The sequence below is a fragment of the Ruegeria sp. YTSB088 genome (assembly GCF_059609825.1).
This window is the reverse complement of the sequence record NZ_JBXWMM010000001.1, coordinates 128,136-153,775: the sequence shown is the minus strand read 5'-3', so window position 1 is coordinate 153,775 and position 25,640 is coordinate 128,136. Positions and strand designations below refer to the sequence as shown.

At 55.5% G+C, this 25,640-nt stretch carries 24 protein-coding genes and 1 tRNA gene; 8 read left to right on the top strand and 17 right to left on the bottom strand.

Annotation, left to right across the window (positions count from 1 at the left end):
* Positions 1 to 20: 20 nt before the first annotated feature.
* The 5 genes from AC2FFA_RS00785 to AC2FFA_RS00765 all read right to left on the bottom strand — a co-directional run bounded on the left by AC2FFA_RS00785 (position 21) and on the right by AC2FFA_RS00765 (position 5,035).
* Complete coding sequence (locus AC2FFA_RS00785; protein WP_117869282.1) at positions 21 to 530, bottom strand: CarD family transcriptional regulator; 510 nt, start codon at positions 528 to 530, stop codon at positions 21 to 23.
* 282 nt (positions 531 to 812) lie between these two features.
* Complete coding sequence (gene fdxA / locus AC2FFA_RS00780; RefSeq protein ID WP_117869283.1) at positions 813 to 1,151, bottom strand: ferredoxin FdxA; 339 nt, start codon at positions 1,149 to 1,151, stop codon at positions 813 to 815.
* Positions 1,152 to 1,217: 66 nt separating this feature from the next.
* Positions 1,218 to 1,583, bottom strand: coding sequence for an RNA-binding S4 domain-containing protein (locus AC2FFA_RS00775; RefSeq protein ID WP_299896232.1), 366 nt, complete (start codon positions 1,581 to 1,583; stop codon positions 1,218 to 1,220).
* Between the two features lie 6 nt (positions 1,584 to 1,589).
* A complete protein-coding gene (locus AC2FFA_RS00770) occupies positions 1,590 to 4,403 on the bottom strand; it encodes a helicase-related protein (protein ID WP_496849392.1) in 2,814 nt (937 codons plus the stop codon).
* 23 nt (positions 4,404 to 4,426) lie between these two features.
* Entirely contained in the window at positions 4,427 to 5,035 is a 609-nt protein-coding gene (locus AC2FFA_RS00765) for a tetratricopeptide repeat protein (protein ID WP_117869286.1), read from the bottom strand.
* Between the two features lie 30 nt (positions 5,036 to 5,065).
* Here AC2FFA_RS00765 and AC2FFA_RS00760 point away from each other — a divergent pair, with 30 nt between their 5' ends.
* The 3 genes from AC2FFA_RS00760 (at position 5,066) to AC2FFA_RS00750 (ending at position 8,236) form a co-directional block, all read left to right on the top strand.
* Entirely contained in the window at positions 5,066 to 5,356 is a 291-nt protein-coding gene (locus tag AC2FFA_RS00760; protein WP_299642517.1) for an SCP2 sterol-binding domain-containing protein, read from the top strand.
* Positions 5,356 to 6,330, top strand: coding sequence for an alpha/beta fold hydrolase (locus tag AC2FFA_RS00755; RefSeq protein ID WP_496849389.1), 975 nt, complete (start codon positions 5,356 to 5,358; stop codon positions 6,328 to 6,330). Before AC2FFA_RS00760 ends, AC2FFA_RS00755 begins: the two co-directional genes overlap by 1 nt.
* Positions 6,331 to 6,415: 85 nt before the next feature.
* Complete coding sequence (locus AC2FFA_RS00750) at positions 6,416 to 8,236, top strand: M3 family oligoendopeptidase (protein WP_496849388.1); 1,821 nt, start codon at positions 6,416 to 6,418, stop codon at positions 8,234 to 8,236.
* 119 nt (positions 8,237 to 8,355) lie between these two features.
* On the opposite strand, the gene AC2FFA_RS00745 is transcribed toward AC2FFA_RS00750, so the two are convergent.
* From AC2FFA_RS00745 to AC2FFA_RS00725, 5 genes are all read right to left on the bottom strand, one after another.
* On the bottom strand, positions 8,356 to 9,222 hold the full coding sequence (locus AC2FFA_RS00745) for an alpha/beta fold hydrolase (protein ID WP_496849386.1): 867 nt from the start codon (positions 9,220 to 9,222) through the stop codon (positions 8,356 to 8,358).
* A gap of 165 nt (positions 9,223 to 9,387) precedes the next feature.
* Positions 9,388 to 9,657 carry a DksA/TraR family C4-type zinc finger protein gene (locus AC2FFA_RS00740; protein WP_170346639.1) on the bottom strand — a complete coding sequence of 90 codons (270 nt, stop codon included), beginning with the start codon at positions 9,655 to 9,657 and terminating at the stop codon, positions 9,388 to 9,390.
* A gap of 58 nt (positions 9,658 to 9,715) precedes the next feature.
* Positions 9,716 to 10,690 (bottom strand): Gfo/Idh/MocA family protein, encoded by a 975-nt coding sequence (locus AC2FFA_RS00735; RefSeq protein WP_496849385.1) that lies wholly within the window; start codon positions 10,688 to 10,690, stop codon positions 9,716 to 9,718.
* Between the two features lie 246 nt (positions 10,691 to 10,936).
* Positions 10,937 to 11,833 carry an RNA polymerase sigma factor RpoH gene (rpoH, locus tag AC2FFA_RS00730; RefSeq protein ID WP_299643484.1) on the bottom strand — a complete coding sequence of 299 codons (897 nt, stop codon included), beginning with the start codon at positions 11,831 to 11,833 and terminating at the stop codon, positions 10,937 to 10,939.
* A gap of 145 nt (positions 11,834 to 11,978) precedes the next feature.
* Positions 11,979 to 13,013, bottom strand: coding sequence for an RluA family pseudouridine synthase (locus tag AC2FFA_RS00725; protein ID WP_496717283.1), 1,035 nt, complete (start codon positions 13,011 to 13,013; stop codon positions 11,979 to 11,981).
* On the opposite strand from AC2FFA_RS00725, the gene AC2FFA_RS00720 reads away from it, so the two are divergent.
* Entirely contained in the window at positions 13,012 to 13,314 is a 303-nt protein-coding gene (locus AC2FFA_RS00720) for a DUF6476 family protein (RefSeq protein WP_496717282.1), read from the top strand. The two genes, AC2FFA_RS00725 and AC2FFA_RS00720, sit on opposite strands and share 2 nt — an antisense overlap.
* Before the next feature lie 49 nt (positions 13,315 to 13,363).
* Here AC2FFA_RS00720 and AC2FFA_RS00715 read toward each other — a convergent pair whose 3' ends face one another.
* The 4 genes from AC2FFA_RS00715 to AC2FFA_RS00700 form a co-directional block, all read right to left on the bottom strand.
* Positions 13,364 to 15,259: a glycosyltransferase family 32 protein gene (locus AC2FFA_RS00715; RefSeq protein ID WP_496849383.1), complete on the bottom strand. Its 1,896-nt coding sequence runs from the start codon at positions 15,257 to 15,259 to the stop codon at positions 13,364 to 13,366.
* 27 nt (positions 15,260 to 15,286) lie between these two features.
* Positions 15,287 to 16,339, bottom strand: coding sequence for a glycosyltransferase family 2 protein (locus AC2FFA_RS00710; RefSeq protein ID WP_496817936.1), 1,053 nt, complete (start codon positions 16,337 to 16,339; stop codon positions 15,287 to 15,289).
* A 22-nt stretch (positions 16,340 to 16,361) separates the two neighbouring features.
* Positions 16,362 to 17,033, bottom strand: a complete 672-nt coding sequence (locus tag AC2FFA_RS00705; RefSeq protein ID WP_496681730.1) for a class I SAM-dependent methyltransferase — start codon at positions 17,031 to 17,033, stop codon at positions 16,362 to 16,364.
* A gap of 94 nt (positions 17,034 to 17,127) precedes the next feature.
* The gene (locus AC2FFA_RS00700; RefSeq protein WP_496849380.1) at positions 17,128 to 19,011 is read right to left on the bottom strand and encodes a glycosyltransferase family 92 protein; all 1,884 of its coding nucleotides are present in this window, start codon (positions 19,009 to 19,011) and stop codon (positions 17,128 to 17,130) included.
* Positions 19,012 to 19,328: 317 nt separating this feature from the next.
* On the opposite strand from AC2FFA_RS00700, the gene AC2FFA_RS00695 reads away from it, so the two are divergent.
* The gene (locus AC2FFA_RS00695) at positions 19,329 to 20,426 is read left to right on the top strand and encodes an acyltransferase family protein (protein WP_496849379.1); all 1,098 of its coding nucleotides are present in this window, start codon (positions 19,329 to 19,331) and stop codon (positions 20,424 to 20,426) included.
* A 32-nt stretch (positions 20,427 to 20,458) separates the two neighbouring features.
* Here the strand turns inward: AC2FFA_RS00695 and AC2FFA_RS00690 are convergent, their stop codons facing one another.
* Positions 20,459 to 21,289, bottom strand: a complete 831-nt coding sequence (locus tag AC2FFA_RS00690; RefSeq protein ID WP_496849377.1) for a class I SAM-dependent methyltransferase — start codon at positions 21,287 to 21,289, stop codon at positions 20,459 to 20,461.
* A 377-nt stretch (positions 21,290 to 21,666) separates the two neighbouring features.
* On the opposite strand from AC2FFA_RS00690, the gene AC2FFA_RS00685 reads away from it, so the two are divergent.
* Positions 21,667 to 22,419, top strand: coding sequence for a TylF/MycF/NovP-related O-methyltransferase (locus AC2FFA_RS00685; RefSeq protein ID WP_496675105.1), 753 nt, complete (start codon positions 21,667 to 21,669; stop codon positions 22,417 to 22,419).
* Positions 22,420 to 22,779: 360 nt separating this feature from the next.
* Here AC2FFA_RS00685 and AC2FFA_RS00680 read toward each other — a convergent pair.
* Positions 22,780 to 22,866: transfer RNA gene (locus AC2FFA_RS00680), tRNA-Leu, on the bottom strand.
* A 141-nt stretch (positions 22,867 to 23,007) separates the two neighbouring features.
* Here AC2FFA_RS00680 and AC2FFA_RS00675 point away from each other — a divergent pair.
* Positions 23,008 to 23,667, top strand: a complete 660-nt coding sequence (locus tag AC2FFA_RS00675) for a DsbA family oxidoreductase (RefSeq protein ID WP_496849376.1) — start codon at positions 23,008 to 23,010, stop codon at positions 23,665 to 23,667.
* A gap of 39 nt (positions 23,668 to 23,706) precedes the next feature.
* Complete coding sequence (lipB, locus tag AC2FFA_RS00670; RefSeq protein ID WP_496849374.1) at positions 23,707 to 24,363, top strand: lipoyl(octanoyl) transferase LipB; 657 nt, start codon at positions 23,707 to 23,709, stop codon at positions 24,361 to 24,363.
* 315 nt (positions 24,364 to 24,678) lie between these two features.
* On the opposite strand, the gene AC2FFA_RS00665 is transcribed toward lipB, so the two are convergent.
* The gene (locus tag AC2FFA_RS00665) at positions 24,679 to 25,620 is read right to left on the bottom strand and encodes a cation diffusion facilitator family transporter (protein ID WP_496849372.1); all 942 of its coding nucleotides are present in this window, start codon (positions 25,618 to 25,620) and stop codon (positions 24,679 to 24,681) included.
* Positions 25,621 to 25,640: the final 20 nt, after the last annotated feature.

Below are 25,640 nucleotides of genomic sequence, written 5' to 3'. Positions count from 1 at the left end.
TTTTTTCACAGAGTTCGCTATCAGGCAGCGCGTGAGGTCAGAACTTCGTCTACCTGTTTGGCGGCGGATACTTCGCCTGCACCAGAAACGGCCGCGACCTCGCGGGTCAGACGCTCCAAGGCCGCTTCGTATAGCTGACGCTCGGAATAGCTCTGCTCGCGCTGATCGTCCGTGCGATGCAGATCGCGGACCACCTCCGCAATCGAAATCAGGTCGCCTGAGTTGATTTTCTGCTCATATTCCTGCGCACGCCGGGACCACATGGCGCGCTTAACCTTCGCCTTGCCTTTCAGCGTTTTCATCGCCTGGCTGATCACATCGGGTGAGCTGAGCGACCGCAGGCCGGATTCGGTAGCCTTGTTCGTCGGCACACGCAACGTCATCTTGTCTTTCTCAAATGAGATGACGAACAGCTCCAGAGAGAACCCCGCGACATCCTGTTCTTCGATCGAGATGATCTGGCCTACGCCATGTGCGGGGTAGACAACATAGTCGTTCGGGCGGAACTCGAGCTTTTTCGACTTTGTCATTCAGTTTTTTCCTTGCTTACGGACGGGACACAGACAACAAAAACACCACATGCGGGGACTGTTTCAGCCCCGACAGGCGGCGATATTGTCAAAAATTCAGAACTCCAAAGTGAGCATACTTGTGGAGCGCATCCCAATCTCGGTCATCATACAGGTACAGAGTATATCACAAAAACACGACACCCGAAAGTTTACCCCACGGGAATTTTTCATATTTATCCTGTTTTCAACTGGTTATACTGCATTCCTTGTGCAGAAAACAGGGATATGAGCGCGAATCGCTTAGCCGCCTTCGCCAGGCGCCTCCGAGAAATACTTCTCCATTTTACCTTCTTCACCATCGTGTTCTTCGGCGTCGGGAAGCGGGTCTTTCTTGGTAACGATCACGGGCCATATTTCCGAGAACTTGCGATTGAATTCGACCCATTGCTCCATGCCTGGCTCGGTATCGGGACGGATCGCATCTGCCGGACATTCCGGCTCGCAAACACCGCAGTCAATGCATTCGTCGGGGTGAATTACCAATGTGTTCTCACCTTCATAGAAACAGTCCACCGGGCACACCTCGACGCAGTCGGTGTATTTGCAAGCGATACAGTTTTCGGTGACAACATAGGTCATGATCGGATTCCCGTTTGCGGTTTGAGCGTTTAGCTAATTCAGTCTGGCCTACTCTTCAAGATAAGATCAGCGATCTTCTGTGCGAGAAAGATCAAGTGCGCGACGGTCTTTCTTAGTCGGACGACCTTTTCCCTCGAACTCCGGATTTTTAGGCGGGACGTCCTGTTTTTCGGTCATATCGAAATACAGCATTTGCGCTTCGGGTGCCGGACCACGGCGTTCACCCAGTTTTTCCACGCGTATGACACGAACAATGCGGCCCTGTGGAAACGTCAGAACGTCACCGGGAGCCACAGCTTGCGCCGGTTTCCGCACCCGGTCTCCGTTCAGCCTGACATAACCGCCGCTGACCTGTTTGGCGGCCAGGCTACGGGTCTTGAAGAACCGTGCCTGCCACAACCATTTATCGATCCGCAGCCTGGCCTCGGCCATTTCGGATCAGTTGCCGTCCTTCAAACCCATCAGCGCAGCAGCAAACGGGTTGTCGGGATCGATGGCCTTTTCCTTTTTCGGAGGCCGTGACGAGAAGGTCTTGGCCCCCTGAGGTTTGCCGCCCTTCTTGCCATGAGGTTTGCCACGGCCATCCTGCGGTTTGCCACGCGGTTTGCCCTTGCCCTGCCCCTGTTCACGGCGCGGGGCCCGGTTGGGCTGTCGCTGACGGGCCCAGGTGAAGGTATAGAACACTTCAACTTCGGGTTCGTCTGACACAGGTTCTGCGGCTAGACTCTCTGCGGAAACCTCGGCTGACGCCTCGGTGCTGTCGGCCGCCTCGGCGGGCGTGGCGACCTCTTCCGCCGCGACTTCACTCGCTGGAGCCTCTTCGGCGGTCGGTTTGTCAGCCGCATCTGCCGCAGGCTGTTCGACCGGTGCAGGTTTGACTTTCGCGCGCTCGCCACGTTCTGCCTTGTAGCCCAGACCCTGCATCAGATCGGCGAACTGATCCAGCGTCATCCCGGTGATCGACAGCATATCGGGTTTGGCCTCGAAACCGCCGCGGCTGTCTTCAGCACGCAGCATGTCGGCCAAGCGTTCCAGCATGTCGATACGGATCGAGCGCTCGCCTGCATCGCGGTAGCCACACATGGTGTCATAACCCTGCGGCGCATCCTTGGCGACCGGCACGGTGACCAGCCCGGGTGGTGGCGCTTCGGGAAACTCCTGCAATCCACTGGACAACGCCCACAGCACCAAACGCAGACGCGTCGGGGCTGGTTTCAGCAATAGCGGCATGAAGATGGTGAACTGGCCAAACCGGATACCATGTTTGCGCAAGGCGCCACGGGCATCCTGATCGAGATCCTTGACCTCTTGTGCGACCTGAGCGCGCGGCAGAACGCCCAGCGCTTCGACCATGCGGAAGGCAAAACCTCTGGCAAGACCGCTGAGTTCCTCATCGCGTGACAGGTTCAGCAACGGCTCAAACAATGCCGCTACTTTTCGGTCAATGAAATGCTGCAACCGGCGCTGCACTTTCTGTTCGACGTCCGGCCCTGCGGCTTCGTCAACGAATACCTCGACAACAGGTTTGAAAGGTTCTGCCCCGGCAACCAGTTTGCCAACGGCATATTCGCCCCACATCAGGCCACCCTGATCAGTGAAATCAATTTCTGTATCGGGCGCATTGTAGAAGCGGTCGGCGCGCAGATGGAATTGCGGCGCGAGTGCTTGCAGGGATGCCGATTTCAGAGCTTTCGCCTCGGTTCCCTGCGCGCTTTTGTCCGGAGTAAACCGGAACCCTTCCAAACGACCGACGAATTCGCCTTCGACGGTCACTTCACCCTTATCATTTACTTCGGCCAAAAGGGCCTCCTTCTGCTTGAGCCGGCGCAGCAACACAGACGTGCGCCGGTCCACAAATCTTTGCGTTAGACGCTCATGCAGAGCGTCAGACAGTCTGTCTTCTACAGTGCGGGTTTCGTCGCGCCAATGTGATTCGTCACGAACCCAACCTTTTCGCTGCGCAACATATGTCCACGTGCGAATATATGCCAATCTTTTAGATAAAGCGTCGATATCGCCGTGGGTCTGATCGATCCGCCGGATCTGCCGTGCCATGAATTCGTCGGGAATAGATCCCCGTTCATGCAGGTGGCCATAGATCACCTCAAGCAAACTGGCGTGTTCTGCATGGCTGATACCGCGAAAATCAGGGATTCTACACACATCCCACAGCAAGCGGATGGACGGGCCGTCGCTTGCACGGGCTATGACCTCGGTCACTTGCGACAGCGATTTCAACGCGTTCAGGTCGTCAGCGGGGCGTGCTTTGATCAGGTGTTCATCATCTGGGCTGACTTCAAGAGAACCGATCAGCGCGTCAATCGAGCCGAACCTCAGGGCAGCATTCCGCCAGTTCACCTTTTTCATCGGCGTAAACCGGCTGTCCATGATCGCCTGAGCCAACCCTTCGTCCAGCGGTGGGGCCTCTCCAGTCACGCCAAAGGTACCATCGGACATACCGCGACCTGCCCGGCCCGCGATCTGCGCCAGCTCATTTGGCGCAAGTGGACGCATCCGGCGCCCATCGAACTTGGACAGGGATGAAAACGCAACGTGGTTCACATCCAGATTCAACCCCATCCCAATAGCGTCCGTGGCGACCAGGTAATCAACCTCACCGTTTTGGTACAGGTCTACCTGTGCATTCCGTGTACGCGGGCTGAGCGCGCCCATAACAACCGCTGCACCACCTTTCTGGCGGCGCAACAATTCGGCGATGGCATAGACGTTTTCTACCGAGAATCCGACGATGGCGCTGCGCGGGGGCATCCGGCTGATCTTCTTGGAGCCAGAGTAAACCAGTTGCGACATCCGCTCTCGCCGCACGAACTGCGCCTGGGGGACCAGCGCCGAAATGGGGCCACGCATTGTGTCTGAGCCCAGGAGCAATGTCTCGTTCGTACCGCGTGACCTGAGAAGACGGTCGGTGAAGACGTGACCCCGTTCAGGATCGGCACAGAGCTGTATCTCATCGATGGCAACAAAATCAGCGCCCATGCCTTCCGGCATCGCTTCAACCGTGCACACCCAATACTGGGCGCGAGGCGGCACAATCCGCTCTTCACCCGTAACCAGCGCCACGACCGACGGCCCACGGATCGCAACGATCTTGTCATAGACCTCGCGCGCCAGCAGGCGCAACGGCAGACCGATCACGCCGGTCCGATGGCCCAGCATGCGCTCAATAGCGTAATGGGTTTTACCAGTGTTGGTCGGGCCCAGTACGGCCACGATTCGGGATGACCCGCTCACATTCGCCCCCTGCGCCTTGAGCCTTACAGCGCCTTGCCTTCAACCTGAGGCTTCAGCCGATTCACGGCATTGGTTACTTCTTCATGATGGGGATGTATAGCCAAGGCCCGAGAATATGCTTCGTAGGCTTTCTGAGGTTCCCCGATAACTTCGAAGATCAGCCCCAGACCGTAAATCGCCTCATAGTGATTTGGATTCAGGGTCAGCACATGTTCCAGGTCGGCAGCCGCCATACCAAATCGCTCAACGCCGAAAAAGGCAGACGCGCGCAGATGCCAACCTTCGGCAAAATCAGGAGCGTGATCCGTCAGTGCCGTCAGGTGATCCAGTGCAGCGTCGACTTCGCCATCATCCAATGCTTCACGGCCCCGTTCCAGCAACAGATCAGCTGACGGCGAGCCGGATTGCGACCAAAGAGCCTGCAATTGCCTATCAATGGCAAATGCCTGTTCGGGCGTCGAGTGGGCCAGTTTTTGCAACAACTCGCCCTCGTCCCGCGAATCCGCCTGTTGCGCGAAGCAATTGGTGGAAAACGTGACTAGGACAAAAAGTGCCGCAACGGTACCTTTGAGATTGTGAATTGCAATGCTCATAACAATAGTCAGTGTAGCGTTGCGACCGGGGATGTCCATTCACGGCGCACTAACAATATGAGGAAAAGCATGAGCGAGATTCTTGAAAAGGCAGCTGCCGCGCTGAACGAAAAACTGGAAGGCGGCGCGTTCGATGCCTCGGCCAAGTTTGATATCGCCGATCTGGGCGCAATTGTTTTGGACGAGAATGGCGCGCGAGTCAGTGATGACGACGCTGACGTTACCATGAGCGCTGACGCCGACACATTCGAACAGATCCTCAGCGGTGAATTGAACCCTACCGGCGCGTTCATGTCCGGCAAGCTGAGCATTGATGGCGACATGGGTGTTGCCATGAAGCTTGCCTCGGTGTTGGCCTGATGGAGTTGTCGCCGGCCCCCTTTTTTGAAGACGTGGCCGGCGGACCTGCCGGTGGAAAGGCCCACTGGTTGACGACGTCTGACCAAAAACGCATTCGCGTTGGTCACTGGCGTCCGGGTGGTCGCGCCCATGGCACCGTAATGGTGTTTCCCGGACGCACGGAATACATAGAAAAATATGGCAATACCGCCGGAGAATTCGTGAATCGGGGGTTCGCGGTGCTGGCCGTAGACTGGCGCGGTCAGGGTCTTGCGGATCGGCTGCTGGAAAACCCACGCATCGGCCATGTCGATCATTTCACCGATTACCAGCACGATGTTCAGGCAACCCTGGACCTTGCTGACGCTCTGGATTTGCCGAAACCGTGGTACGTCGTGGGGCATTCGATGGGCGGCGCCATCGGGTTGCGTGCCGTCATCGAAAAAGGGTGCTTTGCCGCTTGCGCGTTCACGGGCCCGATGTGGGGAATTTTCTTCACTCCGGTGATGAAACCCCTGAGCCGCGTTACCGCATATTGGGGCACGGCGCTTGGCCTTGGCGAACGCACTCCCCCGACCACAACGCTTGAAAGCTATGTCCTATCTCAACCTTTCGACGAGAATATGCTGACCCGCGACCCGGACATGTACCGGATGATGCAAGATCAGCTGAATGCGCATCCCGAACTTGCACTTGGTGCACCTTCCAACCGGTGGCTGCGCGAGTCGCTGGACGAATGTGAATGGTTGATGGAGCAGCCTGCCCCGAAGACACCCTGTCTGACTTTTCTGGGCAGCCACGAGCAAATCGTCGATCGCAAGGCCATAAGGGCACGTATGGCCAATTGGCCGAACGGCACATTGATCGAAATCCCGGACGGAGAACACGAGGTACTGATGGAAGCACCCGACGTTCGGGGACCGGTTCTGGACCAGCTTTCCAAGCATTTCCTGGCCAACCAATCAAATGGAGCGGCCAAGCTGGTTTCCTCGTAAACCTTTTCACCTTCGGGATTGGCCGCTTGTGATCCGGGCGCGCCAACCCTAGATGTTTGCAAAAGCAGTCTACAAAAGGTGATCCATGCGCGACCTTCCCTTTCCCGTCCGTGACGCAAACGCAATGGGCGGTGCCGACAATCTGGGCAATCTGCCCGAATGGGATCTGACGGATCTCTACGCATCCGAAGAGGCGCCCGAACTGGCGCGCGACCTGGACTGGCTGGAAGGCGAATGTGCGGCTTTCGCTGCTGACTATGAAGGCAAGCTGGCAGAACTGGACGCAGCGGCCCTTTTGACCTGCGTTCAACGCAATGAAAAGATCAACGCTATCGCAGGCCGGATCATGTCCTTTGCCGGTTTGCGCTATTATCAACTGACCACCGACGCAGAGCGGGCCAAGTTCCTGTCGGACATGCAGGAAAAAGTCACGATTTTCACAACGCCTCTGGTGTTTTTCACGCTCGAGATCAACCGGATTGAAGATGATCTGCTCAAGGCACATTTTGCTGCCAACCCGGATCTTGCCCGATACGAGCCCGTGTTCCGCCGCATCCGCGCGATGAAGCCCTATCAGCTGTCTGATGAGCTTGAGAAATTCCTGCACGATCTGGGCGTTGTAGGCGACGCGTGGGAACGCCTGTTTGATGAGACCATTGCCGGTCTGACGTTCAATGTGGACGATAATGAACTGAACATCGAAGGCACCCTGAACCTGCTGACCGAACAGGACCGTTCCAAACGTGAGGCTGCGGCGCGCGAATTAGCCTCGGTCTTTCAGGAGAACATCAAAACATTTGCACGTGTTCACAACACGCAGGCCAAAGAAAAAGAAATTGTCGATCGCTGGCGCAGTATGCCAACCGCGCAAACAGGGCGTCACTTGTCGAATGATGTCGAACCCGAAGTGGTCGAGGCCCTGCGCGAGGCGGTTGTGGCCGCCTACCCCAAACTGAGCCATCGTTATTATGAGCTGAAGCGCAAATGGCTGGGTCTGGACGTCATGCAGGTCTGGGACCGCAATGCACCGCTGCCCATGGAAGATACGCGCATTGTAAATTGGGACGAAGCCGAAAAGACGGTAATGGATGCCTATAACGCCTTTGATCCCCGCATGGGCGACATCGCGGCCCCATTCTTCTCGAAAGGCTGGATCGACGCTGCGGTGAAACCCGGCAAAGCCCCGGGCGCCTTCGCGCACCCCACCGTGACCGATGTGCACCCCTATGTGATGCTGAACTACCTGGGCAAACCGCGCGACGTAATGACCCTGGCCCACGAGCTGGGCCACGGCGTGCATCAGGTGCTGGCTGCCGATCAGGGCGAGATGCTGTCCTCGACGCCCCTGACACTGGCCGAAACCGCCAGCGTCTTCGGCGAGATGCTGACCTTCCGCAAGATGCTGGACCAGGCCGAAACGCCCGAACAGCGCAAGGTTCTGCTGGCCGGAAAGGTCGAGGACATGATCAACACGGTGGTCCGCCAGATCGCCTTCTACGACTTTGAATGCAAGCTGCACGCCGCCCGGCGCGAGGGGGAACTGACCCCGGACGACATCAACGCCCTGTGGATGAGCGTTCAGGCCGAAAGCCTTGGCCCCGCGTTTGAATTCATGGACGGGTACGAGACCTTCTGGGCCTATATCCCGCACTTTGTTCACTCGCCCTTCTACGTTTACGCCTATGCCTTCGGCGACGGGTTGGTGAACGCGCTCTATTCGGTCTATGAAAGCGGCGCCGAAGGTTTCGAGGACAAGTATTTCGAAATGCTGCGCGCAGGTGGATCAAAGCACCACAAGGAACTGTTGGCCCCGTTCGGGCTGGATGCCAGCGACCCGAAATTCTGGGACAAGGGCCTGTCGATGATCTCGGGCTTCATTGACGAGTTGGAGGCGATGGAGGGCTGAGACGCCCTTAACAGAGTGTGGCGACATCTGCCTTGCGGAAAAAACTTGCCACGTCCGGCAATGTCGCGCCCAAGGGGCCCTTGAATGCCCGCTACGCGGACAAAGCTGCCTTTGGCTTGCTAAGACAGACTAGCGACCGCGCCGACAAATTCGGTCCACCGCGCGCGGTCCACAAACCCATAGTGTGCTGCACCCGGCCACTCATGCGCTGTGCAATTGGGAAGCTCAGAGCATAGGTGTCGTGGCATTTCCGGTGAAATAATGTCGTCCGCAGTACCATAAAAGAGTTCCACGGGTTGCGCGATATCACTTGGCGAGAAGCCCCAATCCCAAAGGGCCATCGTCATTTCGAAAACACCCTCCTCGTGTTGTTGGTACCCAAGGCGAAAGTTTTCTTCGAACAGGGCTTGTTGCTCGGGAGTACGGAGTATTGTTTTGGCCTCGTTGGGCATCTGGTCAACGACGGACTCCACATATGAAGGGATGTCTTTCAATGCACTTTTGGCACCAGCACGCTCTGCCCAGCGGATCAGGAAGGTCAGGTGGCGCAGTTTCGCGATGGTCTTCAGGTCCTTCAATACCAGCATTTTGGTAACGCCGGGCTCATCAAACGGAGCCACAGGAGAAGCGAGCGCGACCTTGAGCACACGTTCGGGCATGTGGAATGCCACCGCCAATGCGTGAGGGCCGCCTCCGGAATGGCCCGCGACATTGAAGGTATCGAGGTCAAGATGGTCAGCCAGAGCCTCCATATCAGCGCCCCAATCGACCATTCTCCGATCTTTCTTCGGGCTCGACCCGCCGACACCGGGTTCGTCGGCTGCAATCCACCGTACGCCAAGCGAAGCGGTCAGACTGTCGTCGGGGTGACGAATGACGTGAGAGTCAGAAAACCCATGGCTAAAAATCACCGGTGTTCCATTTGGATCGCCGTAAGTGCTGAAGGCGAGCGTTCTACCATCTCTGAGCGTCATGTGTTGGTTCAAGTTGCTCTCCTACAGCGAAATAGCTTCGAGTCGTGTGTTCATCAGGCTGCTGGCATAGATTTGATTTATAGATACGAGCCATACTCATTATTTCTGAACCATAACTATTAAACCGCACAATGAAACGCAGATGTCGATTTGGGCTCATAGCGGCCATACCCAAGATCACTTCAACTGACTGTCTTTCGATCCACGCCGATTGACACCGCCACGTGCCTTGAACGCGCCGTCCCGTTCCTGCTGGCAATCCAGACACAGCTTTACTCCCGGCAACGCGACACGACGCTTTTCCGGTATGGGTTCTTCGCATTCGGCACAATGGGTCAGGCTTTCACCTTGGGGCCGCTTTTGCGCCTGCATCCGCGCCAGTTCATCTGAGATCGACGCTTCGATCTGTTCGCTTACAGCGCCGTCGCGTGCCCAACCTCCGGCCATCGGTCATCTCCTGAAATTGTGACATGCAGAATAGCTGAGCCGTTGGCCGCAACGCAAGTTACAGCGAAACCGCGCCTTCGAATACACGATCAATCACCTCTTGCGTCCCGCGGGAAAATTCCAAAGAACAGGGGTATTCCGCCCCGTCCCGGATTGATCGGCAGAAGGCCTCGACCTGCAACTTGTAATGGTCTGCTCCGGGGAAGCGGTTAACCTGAACTTCAAGCCCCGGCCGGTGCAGCTCAACCCGAGCCTCTCCGAACACACGTGCATTGAACGGGGTCGTCAGACGGATCAAACCGCTTTCGCCGTGAAACACCATCTCCTGATGGGGATGCATCCGTATGGATACATAGCTGGAATAGGAAAAACCGGGGAACTGGGCGCGAATTTCAGTGAAGATGTCGATACCATCCTGCCACCGGATCGCTGACTGCACTGACACAGGCTCTTGCCCGGTTGCAAAGCGTGCTCCACCGATCACGTAGACCCCGATGTCACGCAAACCTCCGCCGCCCGTTTCCGCACGGTTTCGAATGTTCCGAGTGTCAGAGCGATTGTCGAAACTGAATGCACCGGTCACATGTACCAAATTGCCGATGGCACCATCAGCGATCAGTTTCCTTGCAAGCTGCCATTGAGGGTGATGGACGATCATGTATGCCTCGGCGGCCAGCAGGCCGCTTTCATCCCGCTTTTGGATCAACGCGTCGAATTCATCCGCCTTCATGGTCATTGGCTTTTCGCACAGAACGTGCTTGCCAGCTTCCAAGGCTTTCAGGCTCCATTCCGCATGCATATGGTTGGGCAACGGGATGTAGACTGCGTCAATTCCGGTGTCTGCCAACAGCGCATCATAGCTGTCATACACGTGTAAATCCGGGCAAAAAGACTGAAACGGTTCGGCCTTTGCGGCATCGGACGTTGCCAGCGCGGCTAAACGCGCCCCGTTGGCAGCATGTATCGCTGGGGCCATGTATTCACGGGCAAATTTCGCAGCACCCAATACACCAAATTGAACCGGTTTTTGCATTGCGCCCTCCGTACTCGTCTCGTTTCAGATTGTGCGCTTACAAAGGGTCCCCGAAGGCTCGACCTGCCACAATATCAAAGAAGAAAAACTGTTCTTTCTCGTAGCACAGCTTCCGGCCTTCAGCCACTTTTTCGCGCCTCAGCGTCAGTGGCTGCCAATAATTGCAAAAAAAAACGCCCCCTGATCTTCAGAGAGCGTTTTCTGTCTTCGCGCAAACGCGTCAGGGTCGGCCCAAGGACCTATCTGTCAGCTGACGCCCAGCATGCCTTTTTCCCGCGCCAGATCCCGCATTTTCTTTTGCAGCTTCTCGAACGCGCGTACTTCGATCTGGCGAATTCGCTCGCGACTCACGTTATACTGTGTGCTCAATTCCTCGAGCGTGACAGGCTGATCCATCAAACGGCGCTGGGTCAGGATATCCTTTTCCCGATCATTCAGCACATCCAAAGCCGCTGCCAGCAGTTCCCGACGCGCTTCCAGCTCATCGCGTGCTTCGTAATCACCGGCCTGATCGGCATCTTCGTCCTCAAGCCAGTCCTGCCATTGCATGGTGCCTTCGCCTTCGGACCCGACCGTGGCGTTCAGGGACGCATCGCCACCGGACATTCGGCGGTTCATGCTGATGACTTCGTCTTCAGTGACGCCCAGATCCTCCGCGATTTTCTTGACGTTTTCGGGGCGCAGATCACCCTCTTCCAGCGCTCCGATGCGGGCCTTGGCCTTACGCAGGTTGAAAAACAGCTTTTTCTGAGCCGAAGTCGTGCCCAACTTGACCATCGACCAAGACCTTAGGACATACTCCTGAATCGAGGCGCGAATCCACCACATGGCATAAGTCGCCAGACGGAAGCCTTTCTCGGGGTCGAATTTTTTGACCGCCTGCATCAGGCCCACATTGGCCTCGGAAATCACTTCGGCCTGCGGCAGTCCATAGCCGCGATAGCCCATGGCAATCTTGGCTGCCAAACGCAGGTGAGATGTCACCATCTTGTGTGCGGCTTCAGTGTCCTGCTCTTCGACCCAGCGCTTGGCCAGCATGTATTCTTCTTCCGGCTCCAGCAGCGGAAACTTGCGGATTTCCTGCATATAGCGATTCAGGCCGCCCTCGGGCGTCGGTGCGGGGAGATTTGCGTAGTTTGCCATTATGATGTCCCTCCGACAAATGTTTAAGTCTTTAACATAGTATATGGGTAAGGAACCCTTCCCATTCAAGAGGTGCTGCTAACAGTCTGGAATTAATCTTACGTTAAGGAAAGATAAAAAGCCCTTATTCACAGGACTTTGCTTATTATGACAGCGGTGTGCGCAGACGTTCAATAAGGTTCTGCATATCTTGCGGCAAATCAGCCTCAAACCGCAGGGTTTCACAAGTGACCGGGTGTTCAAATCCCAAAACGGCTGCATGAAGCGCCTGACGCGGGAAAGCGCTTACAGACCCGGCGGCGGCTGCGGAAAACGCCTTGGCAGAAAGCTTTCGCTTGCCACCATAAACCGGGTCGCCCACCAGCCCGTGCCCTGCGTGGGCCAAATGAACGCGGATCTGATGGGTTCGGCCCGTTTCAAGCCAGCATTCGATCAGGGCAAGACCCGCAGGAGCTCCAAAGGTTTCGACAACACGCGCACGCGTCACGGCATGGCGCCCACCGTGGAACAGAACCGCCTGTCTCTGACGGTCAGTCTTGTGCCGCGCAAGTTGCGTTGTCACGCGCATGATGTTGCCGGGTTCAAAGCTGATCCCTTTGACACCGCGCAAACGAGGATCGTTGGCATCCGGCACCCCGTAACACACCGCGCGATAATACCGTTCGACACTATGCGCCGCGAACTGCGCAGCCAGACCGTGATGCGCCGCGTCGGACTTAGCGACCACCAGAAGGCCACTTGTTTCCTTGTCGATTCGATGCACGATACCGGGGCGTTTCACCCCGCCGACGCCCGACAGATCGTCTCCGCAATGGTGGAGCAAAGCATTCACCAGAGTACCGCCGGGTGATCCCGGCGCAGGATGTACGACCATACCTGCGGGTTTGTTGACGACGATCAGGTCTGCGTCCTCGAAAACGACCTCAAGTGGGATGTCTTCGGGGCCGATATGGCTGTCTTCGGCCTCGGCCACGACAATCGTGACCCGCGCCCCTTCGACCACCTTGGCCTTGGAATCGCATGTCTCGGCACCGTCGATCTGAACCGCACCTTCTTCGATCAGACGGGCCAGCCGGGTGCGCGACAGGTTTTCCCCATCTGGCACATCCCGGGAAAGCGCCTTATCAAGGCGAGGCGGCGGATTGGCCGCGATGTAAAACTCAATCTGGCGGGTGCCCATGACTGTCCCTTCCGAACCCCAAGAACCGCAGGAAACTCCGCAACTGCGATTGCTGCGGCGGATGGTCATGCTGTTGACCGCGGTGATGATTGGCGGGGTTCTAGTGACATTCGCCCTGATTGTCATCCGCCTATCGGACCGCACCCCCAGCTTACCGGATCAGATCGAGCTGCCCGATGGTGCCCGGGCGCAGGCCTTGACCATCGGGTCAAACTGGTATGCCGTCGTTACCGATGACAATCGCATTCTGATCTTTGACAAAACAACGGGAAAACTGCGCCAGGAGATCGCGATCGAATAGGCCCTGCTGCCTGTTCCGGCGGCATGAAAGATCAGAGGATCACCTTGCTTCAACCGGGAAACAGCCGAGTTCCGGTCCACGCAGCACCCAGACGCTGATCCAGCGCATCCGACCGTATCTTGTGCTTGCCTGAAACCGGGGACAGCATGATGTCGCTCAAGCAAATCCTGTCACCGACCGGGAAAAGCTCTACGCACGCGCATTCGAGGTCCTGCCCCAGGACTTCAGCGATCTGGATCATGTCATCAAAGCGCTCAGGCCGGAGTTCAACGGCGCTGCTGGTTGGTGAAGACAACTCATCTTCGACATACCTGTAGTCGCGATCATGGAGCATCTGAACGCGCCCTCTCCCCCGGTCACGTTCAACCTGCACCAGTTGTACTTTCCCGGCGATCACCCAGAATTTCCAGGTGCCGCACTGTCGGTCTCCGTTCGTCAGATCCTCTTCGATGTAATAGAGGGGCTGCCTTGTGACTCGCCACCATTCGCCTGTCCAGAAGCCCTCGGGCGTTTTGGTCTTATGCCACGCGGCCAGTTGCCGGTTGGCATCGTCGCGCTGCGTGCCATTCAGCGGAAACGACAGGGCCAGCGTGTGACCCTGGCTCAATGTTCCCTTCAACCAATACTGGCCGGGCCCTATGTCGGGTGTTTCCGGCAATTCCGGAATATGCGCCTCCCACATGCGCTGTGGGCAGGCAAGCAGTTCCGAGGCATTTCCCACGAATTTGGACCGGTCAGAGATCAACGTATCGGGGACTTCGCCAAACAGCTTCATGACCACCAGCTTTTCGGCAAATGTCTTTGGGGCGCCCAGGTCGGGTAAAGACCTATGGCTATCCGCATAGTTGTAAAGTGACATGCCAAGCGCATTCAGCCGTGCAGGGTCACTGCCGTAGTGTTCCCAACCGCGCGAAAAACCGACGCGTGGGGGATTGTTCACACCGTGCAGATCGTCAGTTGTGATCGCGTCGAATTCAGCCTGAGCCGCCTTAAGATAGTCTTCCCGGTCAGACAGAAGGGCAACTGACATAGCGCCGCCGGTGGCGACGTGGATTTCTTCTGTCGTTGCGCGCAATGCGGGCAGATTTGCCGGAAACTCCACCGGTTTCAGGCCCCCTCTGCCGTGGCGTGGCAAAGGCGCATCGCCGGGTCGCACGCCCAGATTCCTCAGACGTCGGTCCAGAAACGAATGCCGCTTAATACCGTTTGCAATCCACCATCGCATCCGACGCCCCCACAGATGTACGGCAAGCGTTTCTTCTTTGATATACGCGTCCCTGAACTCTCGGACGTGAATATCATTGGCTTGTCCTGCCCGTCTGAAAGGCAAAGGAAAAAAGACCGGTATGGGGCTGGCATGTTTCAGTTCGTCGTGGTGGCGAAGAAACCACGTCATGACACCGGGGCCGTAGACGCTGTGTTCCTGATCTGACGCATGCGGCAATTCACCCGCGCGTTTCTGACGTTCCAGTTCCTCCCGTTCTTCACCTTCAACCCACGGGCGGATCGGATAAGGATCCTGACAGTATTCGGAATACGCATTCAACGTGGGGCTGTCGGATGGCAGCCGCATGACGGCATTGCAGATGGTATCGCGGTTGAAATACCCAAAGACATGATCTGCCCTTGGTATCGGGGCAAGCGCCAACACATCCGTGTCGCACCACAGAAAGTCCGTTTTCTTCATCAGGTGCAATCTGAAGATATCGGATTGGGGCACGGGCGTCTTGAACTGGTTGTTTACGATGAACTGCTTGGGTTCGTGGATTTCGTTTGCCGACACCAGTTCGATACCATCCGGAACATTGTCGACTTGTCCATAGTGGAACAAAACGACCCTGTGACCGCATTCCACGAAGGACAGCATGCACATCTGCTCCAGAAAGCTCAGGCTGCCTTCCATCCACAGCATCCCAATTGTCGGAAGAGAGCGATCCGCAACCATTAGTCTATTTCTCCGAGGGCTGTGTTGTCAGGACTCTGTCCGGTTTTCGTCAGACGAAGACGGTGCGCCGGCAGACAGACGTTCCCGCACGCCGCGGTCTTTTGCGACAAAATCCACAGCAGGTTTTTCAAGAAGCTTCTGATACAACTCATCATACTCTGGCAGTTTCAGCAGATCGTTGATCAGGGCTTTGTGCCAGCGGAACGCTCTTCTGTGTAACCGTCGAAGCCTGTCGTCAGCGCGAAACTCTTCCAGCACCGCATCCACTTCATCCTTGTACCGCAAGATTGTTTCATCTTTGGCACCACCACGGTTCCAGCGGTCCCAATATTCGGTTCCCAGAGTCTGCGACGAATGATTTGCCCGACCTCGGCTGCGCTTGGCCAGATAGGCCTGTGTAGACCTCACGGCATAGTGGTTGATCTGTGCGACTTCAAAACCAAATGGGGGCGCCACGTGGTTACCGAATGGGGCAGATTCCGTGGCGTGCCCTCCGGGCACTGACCGGAACACGCCGGCCTGCAGTTCGGGGCGGGGGTGCGGGTTGTGCAACCCGTAGCGAAGATAAAAATCCCCCTGTCTGAACAGGGATTTGACAAACCGGCGCCCTGCCCCGCCTTGTTCAAAATCCAGTTCACAATCGTAGAACTGCCGCGTTACGAGCGTATCGCGCATAACATGCCGACCACTGTTCGAGAATATCTTCCAGGGGATGGAAATGACGTCAACGCCAGGCGTTGCCTCGATCAGATCATCAACCCTGTTATTTCCAACGTGAATATTCAGGAATTCATCCGCGTCGCCGACATATATCCATTTTGCGTCTTTCACCACCGGCAAGCGTCGCGCCTGCCTCAGCGCAGATCGATGAATCCCGCCGGTTCCGACACGGTTTGTGTGAAACTCCACATGGCCCAAGTCCTGCAAGCGTCTCAGAATCTGGTTGGTGCCGTCTGTACAATCATTGGTGTAGACAATGATCCGGTCAAACCCCAACACCTTGTGATGGGCCACCCATTCCAAAATATAGGGACCCTCGTTCTTCATCGCAGTGATGAGGACTTTTTCAGGCTTTTCCATCGCTGCCACTTATCCCCGCTGCCTAGTCGTTCTGACCTTTGCTGTCATCTTGCGGGACAATCTTTTCGATTGCGATCTGCGCGCCGGCAATCGCGCGAATGCGCAACTCTCGGGGGTGCTGGCCCAGAAATTCGTTGACCGCACGGATCACGCCATCGCCCCACCAGCCGCGGCGGTGGTAGTCGTCGAATGCCATGATCCCACCGGGTTTGATCTTGGGAAACAAAGCGGCCAGATCGGCGGTCACGCCTTCATATGAATGATCCCCATCAACATAGGCAAACGAGATGCTGTCATCATCGAAAAGCTCAAGCGCGGGCACCGAGAAATCCCGGATAATAGCGACCTTGCCCTCTTCGATCTCGGCCTCGAAAGACTTTACGACCTTCTGGAAGATGGCCTCCATCTTTTCGTCTTCGGTCCGGCCCACAAACGCAGTTGTATGCGAATCCTCACCAATGTGTTTCCACGGATCGATCAGAAACAGCTGACTGGGCTCAATCAACTTCAGAATGGTCGGAGAGAATTCGCCCTGCCAGACACCGATCTCAACGGCCACCCCGCCCTTTGGCAGACGCGAAAGGAATGTGCGACGGATTGCTTCCTTGCTGTTCTTGCGTTTGGTCGCCTTGTCAGCCTTCGGTTTCTTCTGGCTGCCGGGCGCAACACCGATAACCTTGGGTTCGTTTGACATCTCGACCTCACTTGCAGACGGGTGTCCTGTTCACGCAAAACCCGTTTTGTTTATTGAAACATGGCTACCACGCCGTCGGCTCAAGAACCAGAAGCTATGCATCCTTTTTGTCAAGTGGTGGCAACTTGTCGATACCAAGCCACGGTGGCTGCAAGCTGGTTATCCGGTACCGTGCGGCATTGCGCCCCAGAAAACTGTTTATCGCTGCATTCATACCGGTATACGACCCACCTCCATGACGGCGATAGGATGTGAACGCGATACTGCCCCCGGGTGCGAGAACCCGGTCGATGCGGCGCAAAAGCTGGTTCATCACCTGCTCTGCCCGAACTCCGCGAATGATGACGACGCCGACGCTTTCGTCTTCAAACAGCTTCAGCATCAAGGGGGGCAGCGCCCGGTAGACATGCAATCGTCCGGCAAGAATGGGGTCGCGGAAATATTCCAGCAGTGCATAAAACGTGCGATCCAATGCCTGTAGCTCGGGATCCTGAGTTGCATCCGCACAGGTGAAGCCGTCCCAAGACAGCCCCCACGGCCCTATGACCGTCAATTTTTCGACAGCGTCCAGGCCAAGAATTTCTTCTATGATTTCAGCCTCAACATGTCCGATCAGCACCCAGTTCTTCTTGCCACTGATTGATCCAAGAAAACTCTGCCGCTGGTCTCTTGTTCTTTCAACTTCAGGAGGGACAGCAGGCAGGAAAACAGGATCCTTTGGATCAAACGGCACCGAAACCTGTTTGGCATCCGTAATTTGCGCGTGTTGCGCGGCGGCCTCTTCGTAATCGAACGACGTTTCGAGGGCGTCGAGCCGAACAAACCAGGGGAAATTGCTTGGCTTGGAGTTCTCGGGTTTGGACATTTTGCCAAGGCGGGTCCACTTCGCGACCTGGGCAAATGTGATTTCGGGGTCCTTGTACATTTCGGCGTTGAATGACAAATCACCATCTTCCATCACCCCGAGCTCCAGTGCCTTGACATAGCGCCCGCTGCGAAAGCGGCTGAACTTTGCGATAAAATCCCGCGCTACCTCGGTTTTTCGGAGGCTTGCAATACGTTCCTTGTGAAATGCAACCGCCTGATGATGCAGTTGCCCCAAAACAGGATCTGATCGCAGTTTTTCAAAAACCTCGCGAAGGCGTGTGACTTTGGACAGGACCGAGGTTTCTTCGACGTCGTTATAACAATGCAGTTTCCAGTAAGCTTGACCGGTTGCCTCCATCTTCGGATGAAAGCTCGAGGTGTTCACATCCCCTCGCAGCCGTTTCATCAGATAGCTTTCCACAGACCTCACCGCATAGTGGTTCATCCGAAAAAGCCTGCGCCCAAACCCTGCGCCCGTCGATGAATACGCCCACCCGCGTCTTCGCATTGCTGGCGGCAACGGGTCACCATCCCCATCTACCCACGCAAATCGATCCGCCTTGTTTGGTATCGGACCCCGCGGACGATGCGTACTTATCGTCCGATACGATCCGTTATTGCGGAACAGCGATTTGAACGCCCGCAAGTTATGGGGACTGACGGCACCAAGCTCGCCTGCACGGGTGAATTGCTCGACAACGAACCGGTCTTCGAACTCGACGATTCCGTTGTGCCCGAACAACTGCCAAATTGCAGCAAACCCATCTGCGTGCGGCAATGCACGAAATAAATCGTCCAGCGTCCCGTCGCCGATGCGAATATCAAGGAATTCATCTACGTCGCAGACCAATATCCATTCGGCCTCTTTGCTCCAGGGGTGTTCCATGGCGTTTGCATAAGCTGAAGCCTGAGGTCCAAACTCCCACGGGCCGGGATTGTCGATATGCGCCAGGAATCCAAGCTCCTCGCATCGCCGAAGGATCGCGTCGGTGCCATCGGAACAATCATTTGAATTGACTATAAAATGCGTGAAGCCGATCGAAAGATAGTATGCAATCCATTCCAGGATGAACGGCCCTTCGTCTTTCATCGTGGATATGACAAGTCTCATCGCATCTACCTGCACCCGTGGCCCGCAAATTCAGGATAGCGGGAAAAAACGCATCTTTGCAGATGTATAGCGCGCATCCCTGCCTGCGGCTTTGTTACGGGCCCCGGAATTGCATTGCAAGTGGACGAGCCCGCCGGTTCACCAATTGCCAGACCCAAACTCCGCAGACGATCACAGCCTCGCGGGTCGCGTCCGTTGCGTGCGGCTTTGTGCTTGAAAACGTCAATCGGATTGCCATCGGGTATCAACCATTTATAGCTGACGCTCAACATTGCCAAAGTCTCTTGGCAGCAAGGATGCGGTATCTCGAGTGGGTCATGACAGGTAGTCTCAAAGATCAAAGGGTGCATGGCCTTGATGCTCTGCGCGGTATCGCAGCGTCTGCGATCGTGTTTGTACACGCGGTGCAAATTCATCCACTTGGTGTCGATTACAAAAACTGGGCTATCGACTATTTTTCGATGGGGGTGCCGCTGTTTTTCTTAATCAGCGCTATGTCCATGTCGCTGGCTTATCCAAAGGGTGTTCCCTTTGATCGAATCTGGGCCTATGCCTTGCGCCGTTTTTTTCGAATTGCCCCACTCTTTTACCTGATGCTCTGTGCTTGGCTATATATAGGTGTCCAGGCCGAAACAGGTACAATCATCAGGAATATGACATTTCTGTTTGGGTTTGTCCCCAGTGAACAAGCAAGTCTTGTTCCGGCGGGTTGGTCAATTGGCGTCGAAGTCATCTTCTATCTTTTGTTCCCATTCTTTTGGGCTTGGCGGAACATTTGGGCCGCGCTGTCTCTCTTTTTGCTCGCCTGCTTGGGATGGGCGGCCGTTAACTACAATGGCCACGGCGAAGCTCCCGATTATTACTATTGGACCAGCTTTTTCACGAACGCCCCGTATTTTGCGTTGGGCCTGATCGTCTGGTGCATCTACCGTTTGACACCTGCGTCGTTCGCGCGCCCTCTTGGCTATTTCACCCTCGCAGCGGGTCTGGCCGGGTTGATATACATGTTTCAGTTTGGGCCAGTCCTTGATGACGCGCAGAAGATGTATAAGCCGGTCCAGCTCGAGTTTGTGTTGGGCTGGGGCGCTGCCTCTGCAAGTCTCGCGCTATCACAAGCGCTTCGACCTGTTTCTTTACTCTACAACTCTGCTACCCGCTTTCTTGGAAAGATCAGTTACAGTCTGTACCTGATGCACCCGTTTCTAATCTACAAGACAAGCCTGACCCGATGGGCCGCTACGCTTACGGACAATCCGGATCTTGTGGTGCCCGTCGTCTGCGCGATTACCCTTGCCGTAACAATACCAGTTGCAACTGTTATCTACTACGCTGTCGAAATTCCATTCATGCGTCTCGCCCGCCATCTCACCAAGCCGGATCCGAGAAACACAGCCTTACAACAATTGGCATCGTGACAGCAGAGCACGCCCACCGACACAACGCGACTCTATAGTACCAGGGGAATAACCTCTCCCTTATTGCGGGCAATGTCGGTGATGTCAAAAGCACCGCTTTGCAGTTCAGCGTCGCCCCGAACAACCATCACAGAGTGATTTTTGACGATGACCTCACGAACGATGTCCGGGCGACAAGCGCAGGACATGACGCACTGAAGCACCAGGTTCGCCAGCCCCTCTTTCCCGTCGAAATAGTCCGAATTGTAGTGTTCTTCCATCGTGGACCATTGCCAGTCTTCAATGACGAAGACGCCCCCTTCCGACATGCGCGGAAAAACGAGGTTAAATGACAGCATCGTTTCCAAGTACTGGTGCGAAGCGTCATCTATGACGAGATCAATTTTCTCGTTGCCGAACTCTGCGTCCAGCAATTCACCAAACCGATTGATGTCAGCCTGACTTATCCCCTTGTAAAGACGAACGTTGTCCTGCCGCGAATGCCGGTCGATATAGGCGTCAAGGTGAGGCAGTTCGCGTGTCGAATATTCAACTGCAACCAGTTTGTCAGGCTGAAAAACACGATCAAGCAGAGCGACGCTCCCTCCCTGCCACACTCCGATATCGACGATATTGCGAACACCAATCTTAGAAGTACAATCGAGTTCGGCCTCGATCATTTCGCGGGTTTTCACCAGCAGAAACTCGTTATCGTTTGATGTGATTTCGTGGTATTCAGCATCATCGACCGTGGCGAAAAAACTGACGCCACCAACGGTGCATCTGTTATGCTCTGACCAGACAATCGGTTGAACTTTCTTCTTTTTCGAACCGCCTGAAATTGAGTGCAAGGCAGTTGAGATAGCCTCCCTAAATTTGTTCACCACAATGCCCTTACCTGATGGGTTGTTTCTTCATCACCTGAAAGGCTTGGTTTTACAAGCTTCCTGAACATCCAAGGCAGAAAGAAACGCAGGGCAGTTGTTTCACGACCTCGAAAATGGGGCGGATCAGATCATATTCGCCAAGCCTGATGCTGAAGTTGGCGCAAACATTCGCGTAATTCGTAGCGTCAAAAACGATATGTTTCACTCTGCACGTCAGAGCTGGAAGCTAAGGCACGTCTAAGTTGAAAAAAACGCAGTTCACAGGAAATGTGACTCCATTTAGCCAACCCTCCAGGCGATTTCCCGCGATTCTTATTGAAACTTTACAGCAGAGAGGTCAGAACCAGCCAGACATCTATGCAAGGTTATAATCTATGCTCGCGGAACTTCGGGAACAATATCTGACCACGGTTGCCCGCGCCCTGGATGGCACGATTTATGAAGACCCACCAATTCTGTTTGGAGACACCAAACCGGATTATGACTCCAAAAACCGTGAATACGGCTGGGATTGGCCGTCTGTTGCGTTCACGATGGTGGGCAGCAAGCGATTGGCCAATGTTCGCGCCATGGTAGAATCCGTCATTGGCAACCAGGTTCCCGGCGATTTTGTCGAAACCGGAGTATGGCGTGGCGGTGCCAGCATCTTTGCGAAGGCGGTTCTCTTTGCGTACGGCCAGAATGACCGACGTGTCGTTCTATGCGACTCGTTTCAGGGCCTGCCCGAGCCAAATGAAGAGCTTTACCCAGAGGACAAAGGGTCTGACTTTCACAAGTACGACGCCCTGGCCGTGTCAGCTGATACAGTAAGGGCAAATTTTGAAAAGTTTGGGCTTCTGGATGATCAGGTTGTGTTCATTGAAGGCTTCTTCAAAGACACCATGCCACTGGTACCCAGCGAGCAGATCGCCGTGCTGCGTCTTGACGGTGACATGTATGAATCAACCATAGATCCTTTGCGGCACCTTTTCGGCAAAGTCTCGAAAGGTGGATGGATCATCGTTGACGACTATCATGTGGTTCCCGCAGCCAAAGCTGCCGTGCATGATTATCTTGACGAAGTGGGGTATCAGCCACCCGCGATCAATGAAATCGATGGTGTGGGTGTCTATTTCCAGAAGGTGTAGAGAGAACCCCCTGGAACAGACTTGGAGTTCAGGTCACGGGTCAGGTTGCGCCTACAACTTGCGGGCGCTGCTGACGTCGGGGCCCGTCACCTGAACACCTGAAACGTCAGGCTCAGCAAGGCTGTGGCCTATTCGTGTTTCAGAATGGCCGACCAAGCAAACACCCCCGGGGGGCGCTACCGGACAGCATCCTCAACATCCCGATGAACGTCCACAAAGTGGAACTGATTCAAGTTCTGAAAGCGTCTATTTCACTTGGTATAGCTGTCTTCGACAGCCCTTTCGGGCCTCGCTCAGTGGACAAAAGAGCGGATGCAATCTTCGCACCTTTCATCAATTTCTTATTTTTTCACTGAGAGTTGGTGCGGTCGAGAAGACTCGAACTTCCACGGGTGTTACCCCACAGCGACCTCAACGCTGCGCGTCTACCAATTCCGCCACGACCGCACTGCCAATGACTTGGTAAAGCGGCGTATAGACGTTGGTGTGCGCGATGTGAAGAGGCAAAAACACTCCGGTTCAAAAACCTTCACCGCGACCTTATCTATGCTACCGGACAACACGCTAATGATCTGACAGGAGCCGCAGATGACCCCGCCCGATAACCGCCCAATCGTTCAGATCGATATCGTCTCGGATGTTGTGTGCCCCTGGTGTGTTGTCGGGTTTCGGCAGCTTGAAGAAGCGCTGCAGCAACAGGGTGTTCTTGCCCGGCTTCGCTGGCATCCGTTCGAGTTGAACCCGAACATGCCGCCCGAGGGCCAGAATTTGCGCGAGCATATCATGGAGAAATACGGCACGACCGGTGACCAAAGCCAGCAGGCCCGGGACAGGCTTACCTCGATCGGCGCTGAGCTCGGCTTTACCTTCAACTTCGACGAAGACAGCAGAATGGTGAATACATTCGCGGCGCATCAGTTGCTGGATTGGACGGAAGGGTTTGGTCGGCAGCATCCATTGAAACTGGCTCTGTTTGACGCGTATTTCACACATCAGAGGGATGTTTCCGATATTGATGTTCTGCTGGAAGCTGTTCGGTCCATCGGGCTGGACGCGGAAAAAGCGCGACAAGCGCTTGAAAGCGCAAAACACATAGCCCCCGTACGTGAAAAGCAGCAGTTCTGGACCAGCCGGGGCATTTCAGGTGTGCCATCCATGGTATTTGGCGGAAAATATCTGCTGACCGGCGCGCAAGGATCTGAAACCTATGCACAGGTGTTGCAACGTTGCCTGTCTGAGGCCGCCTGACCCCTTTCCCTGACCGATCTGGACGGTTATGAGGCCGACATGGAATGGAAAATCACCGATGGTCTGACCAGCTATGACGACGCCGTTGCCTTTATGGAGGCGCGGGTCGCCGCAGTCGCAAGTGGCGACGCCGAGGAATGTGTCTGGCTGTTGGAACACCCGCCGCTTTATACTGCTGGAACCTCAGCCAAGATCGAGGATCTGACCGACCCTGATCGGTTTCCGGTTTATGAAAGCAAACGCGGGGGCGAATACACCTATCACGGGCCCGGTCAGCGTGTGGCCTATGTCATGCTGGATCTGAACAAACGGGGACGCGATGTGCGCCGTTTTGTGACGCAGCTTGAAACCTGGGTGATTTCAGCGCTGGCGGAGTTCAATGTACAAGGTGAGATTCGTGGCGGGCGCGTGGGGGTTTGGGTTCGGCGTGACGACAAGCCTTTGACGGCGACCGGCAAACCGGCGGAAGATAAAATCGCCGCCATTGGTTTGCGCCTGCGCAAATGGGTCAGTTTTCACGGTATCTCAGTGAATGTCGAACCGGATCTGGAACATTTTTCGGGCATCGTCCCATGCGGGATAAGCGAATACGGCGTGACGTCATTGGTCGATCTGGGGCTGCCGGTGACAATGGCGGATATTGATGCAGCTCTGGAAAAGACATTCGCAGACGTTTTTGGATCTGCTGATTCCTGAGCTCAACTGCCAATCGCTGCGCAGCGAATCGCTGCGCTCTACTGTAGCAAACAACAATCCTTGTGACCGGGTGGCTCTGTTTCCCATGCGTAAGGCAATTAACCCTGAATTCGGTGGATTTAGGGAAGTCTTTAAGCATTTTATAACTCAGGTAGATACAAAGGCCCCGTTAACGAGTAATATGGAACTGCCAATCAAGAGTGAGTGGTATGTTAACCGGTGATCCAGGGCTCGCCCTCGAAATCCGAGAAGTGTTTGGTTACGAGTCTGCCGTTCCGACCCCAAATCGGAACGGCAATTCTCTTTTAGGCACCGCTATTCTTCCTGGTGCCCAAATCGGGACGAACCGACGCAGGCGCGGTCGGCCTGTTCCAGTTCGAGCGTCGCATGGCCTACCCCAAAACGATCCAGAAGGGTTAGCCTGACACTGTTCCGCACCTCTTCGGCCTTTTGCCAGGCGTCTGTATCGATGACCAGATGAGCCGTCAGCGCGGGCTGCCGTTCCTGCATGCTCCACAAATGCATGTGATGCACTTCGGCCACCCCTTCTGTTTCTTCAATAGCCGCCGCAACTAGCTCTGGTTCCAGGTCGAGCGGTGCGCCTAGCATCAGAATGCGGATCGTCTCACCTATCTCACTTTTGACATGCCACATGATATAGACGGAGATCAGGATCGTCACCACCGGGTCCACCCATGTCCAGCCGAACAGGATCACTGCGGTGCCCGCCACGATCACGGCGACTGATCCCAATGCGTCAGCAACATTATGAATGAATGCGGCCCGGATATTCATGCTCTCCTTGGCCAGAGCATACGTCAGCGCAGCGGTTACGAGATCGACCACCAATGCCAGCGCGGCGATCCAAACCATAATCCATCCGTTGATCGGCTCGGGTTCAAAAAACCGCATCACTCCTTCGTAGAACAGATAGACAGACAGCACGATCAACGCGGTGTAATTGACCAATGCGGCGACGACTTCGGCCCGGCCATAGCCAAAGCTCATACGGGCATCGGCGGGGCGCCGGGCTATCTTTCGGGCGAAAAACGCGATTATCAGCGCGACGGCGTCCGAAAAGTTGTGCAGCGCATCGGCAATCAACGCCAGAGAGCCCGAAATGAAGCCACCGATGACCTGAGCCACAGTCAGGAACATGTTCACCCCAATCGCCCAGGCGACGCGCGCATCACCTGCGTCCGGATCGATGTGACTATGATGATGACCATGTCCGGTGTGGGAATGCTGGTGTGCCATGTCGCTTCCTGTCCCTTGTT

Bases quoted from the DNA above. Each gene is read 5' to 3' on its own strand.
- AC2FFA_RS00785 (WP_117869282.1), bottom strand. From the start codon at position 530: ATGACAAAGTCGAAAAAGCTCGAGTTCCGCCCGAACGACTATGTTGTC.
- fdxA (WP_117869283.1), bottom strand. From the start codon at position 1,151: ATGACCTATGTTGTCACCGAAAACTGTATCGCTTGCAAATACACCGAC.
- AC2FFA_RS00755 (WP_496849389.1), top strand. From the start codon at position 5,356: ATGGAGTTGTCGCCGGCCCCCTTTTTTGAAGACGTGGCCGGCGGACCT.
- AC2FFA_RS00750 (WP_496849388.1), top strand. From the start codon at position 6,416: ATGCGCGACCTTCCCTTTCCCGTCCGTGACGCAAACGCAATGGGCGGT.
- AC2FFA_RS00720 (WP_496717282.1), top strand. From the start codon at position 13,012: ATGACTGTCCCTTCCGAACCCCAAGAACCGCAGGAAACTCCGCAACTG.
- AC2FFA_RS00665 (WP_496849372.1), bottom strand. From the start codon at position 25,620: ATGGCACACCAGCATTCCCACACCGGACATGGTCATCATCATAGTCAC.
- AC2FFA_RS00715 (WP_496849383.1), bottom strand. From the start codon at position 15,259: ATGGTTGCGGATCGCTCTCTTCCGACAATTGGGATGCTGTGGATGGAA.
- AC2FFA_RS00740 (WP_170346639.1), bottom strand. From the start codon at position 9,657: ATGGCCGGAGGTTGGGCACGCGACGGCGCTGTAAGCGAACAGATCGAA.
- AC2FFA_RS00700 (WP_496849380.1), bottom strand. From the start codon at position 19,011: ATGAGACTTGTCATATCCACGATGAAAGACGAAGGGCCGTTCATCCTG.
- AC2FFA_RS00775 (WP_299896232.1), bottom strand. From the start codon at position 1,583: ATGGCCGAGGCCAGGCTGCGGATCGATAAATGGTTGTGGCAGGCACGG.
- AC2FFA_RS00765 (WP_117869286.1), bottom strand. From the start codon at position 5,035: ATGGACATCCCCGGTCGCAACGCTACACTGACTATTGTTATGAGCATT.
- AC2FFA_RS00685 (WP_496675105.1), top strand. From the start codon at position 21,667: ATGCTCGCGGAACTTCGGGAACAATATCTGACCACGGTTGCCCGCGCC.
- AC2FFA_RS00735 (WP_496849385.1), bottom strand. From the start codon at position 10,690: ATGCAAAAACCGGTTCAATTTGGTGTATTGGGTGCTGCGAAATTTGCC.
- AC2FFA_RS00725 (WP_496717283.1), bottom strand. From the start codon at position 13,013: ATGGGCACCCGCCAGATTGAGTTTTACATCGCGGCCAATCCGCCGCCT.
- rpoH (WP_299643484.1), bottom strand. From the start codon at position 11,833: ATGGCAAACTACGCAAATCTCCCCGCACCGACGCCCGAGGGCGGCCTG.
- AC2FFA_RS00675 (WP_496849376.1), top strand. From the start codon at position 23,008: ATGACCCCGCCCGATAACCGCCCAATCGTTCAGATCGATATCGTCTCG.
- AC2FFA_RS00695 (WP_496849379.1), top strand. From the start codon at position 19,329: ATGACAGGTAGTCTCAAAGATCAAAGGGTGCATGGCCTTGATGCTCTG.
- AC2FFA_RS00710 (WP_496817936.1), bottom strand. From the start codon at position 16,339: ATGGAAAAGCCTGAAAAAGTCCTCATCACTGCGATGAAGAACGAGGGT.
- AC2FFA_RS00760 (WP_299642517.1), top strand. From the start codon at position 5,066: ATGAGCGAGATTCTTGAAAAGGCAGCTGCCGCGCTGAACGAAAAACTG.
- AC2FFA_RS00705 (WP_496681730.1), bottom strand. From the start codon at position 17,033: ATGTCAAACGAACCCAAGGTTATCGGTGTTGCGCCCGGCAGCCAGAAG.
- lipB (WP_496849374.1), top strand. From the start codon at position 23,707: ATGGAATGGAAAATCACCGATGGTCTGACCAGCTATGACGACGCCGTT.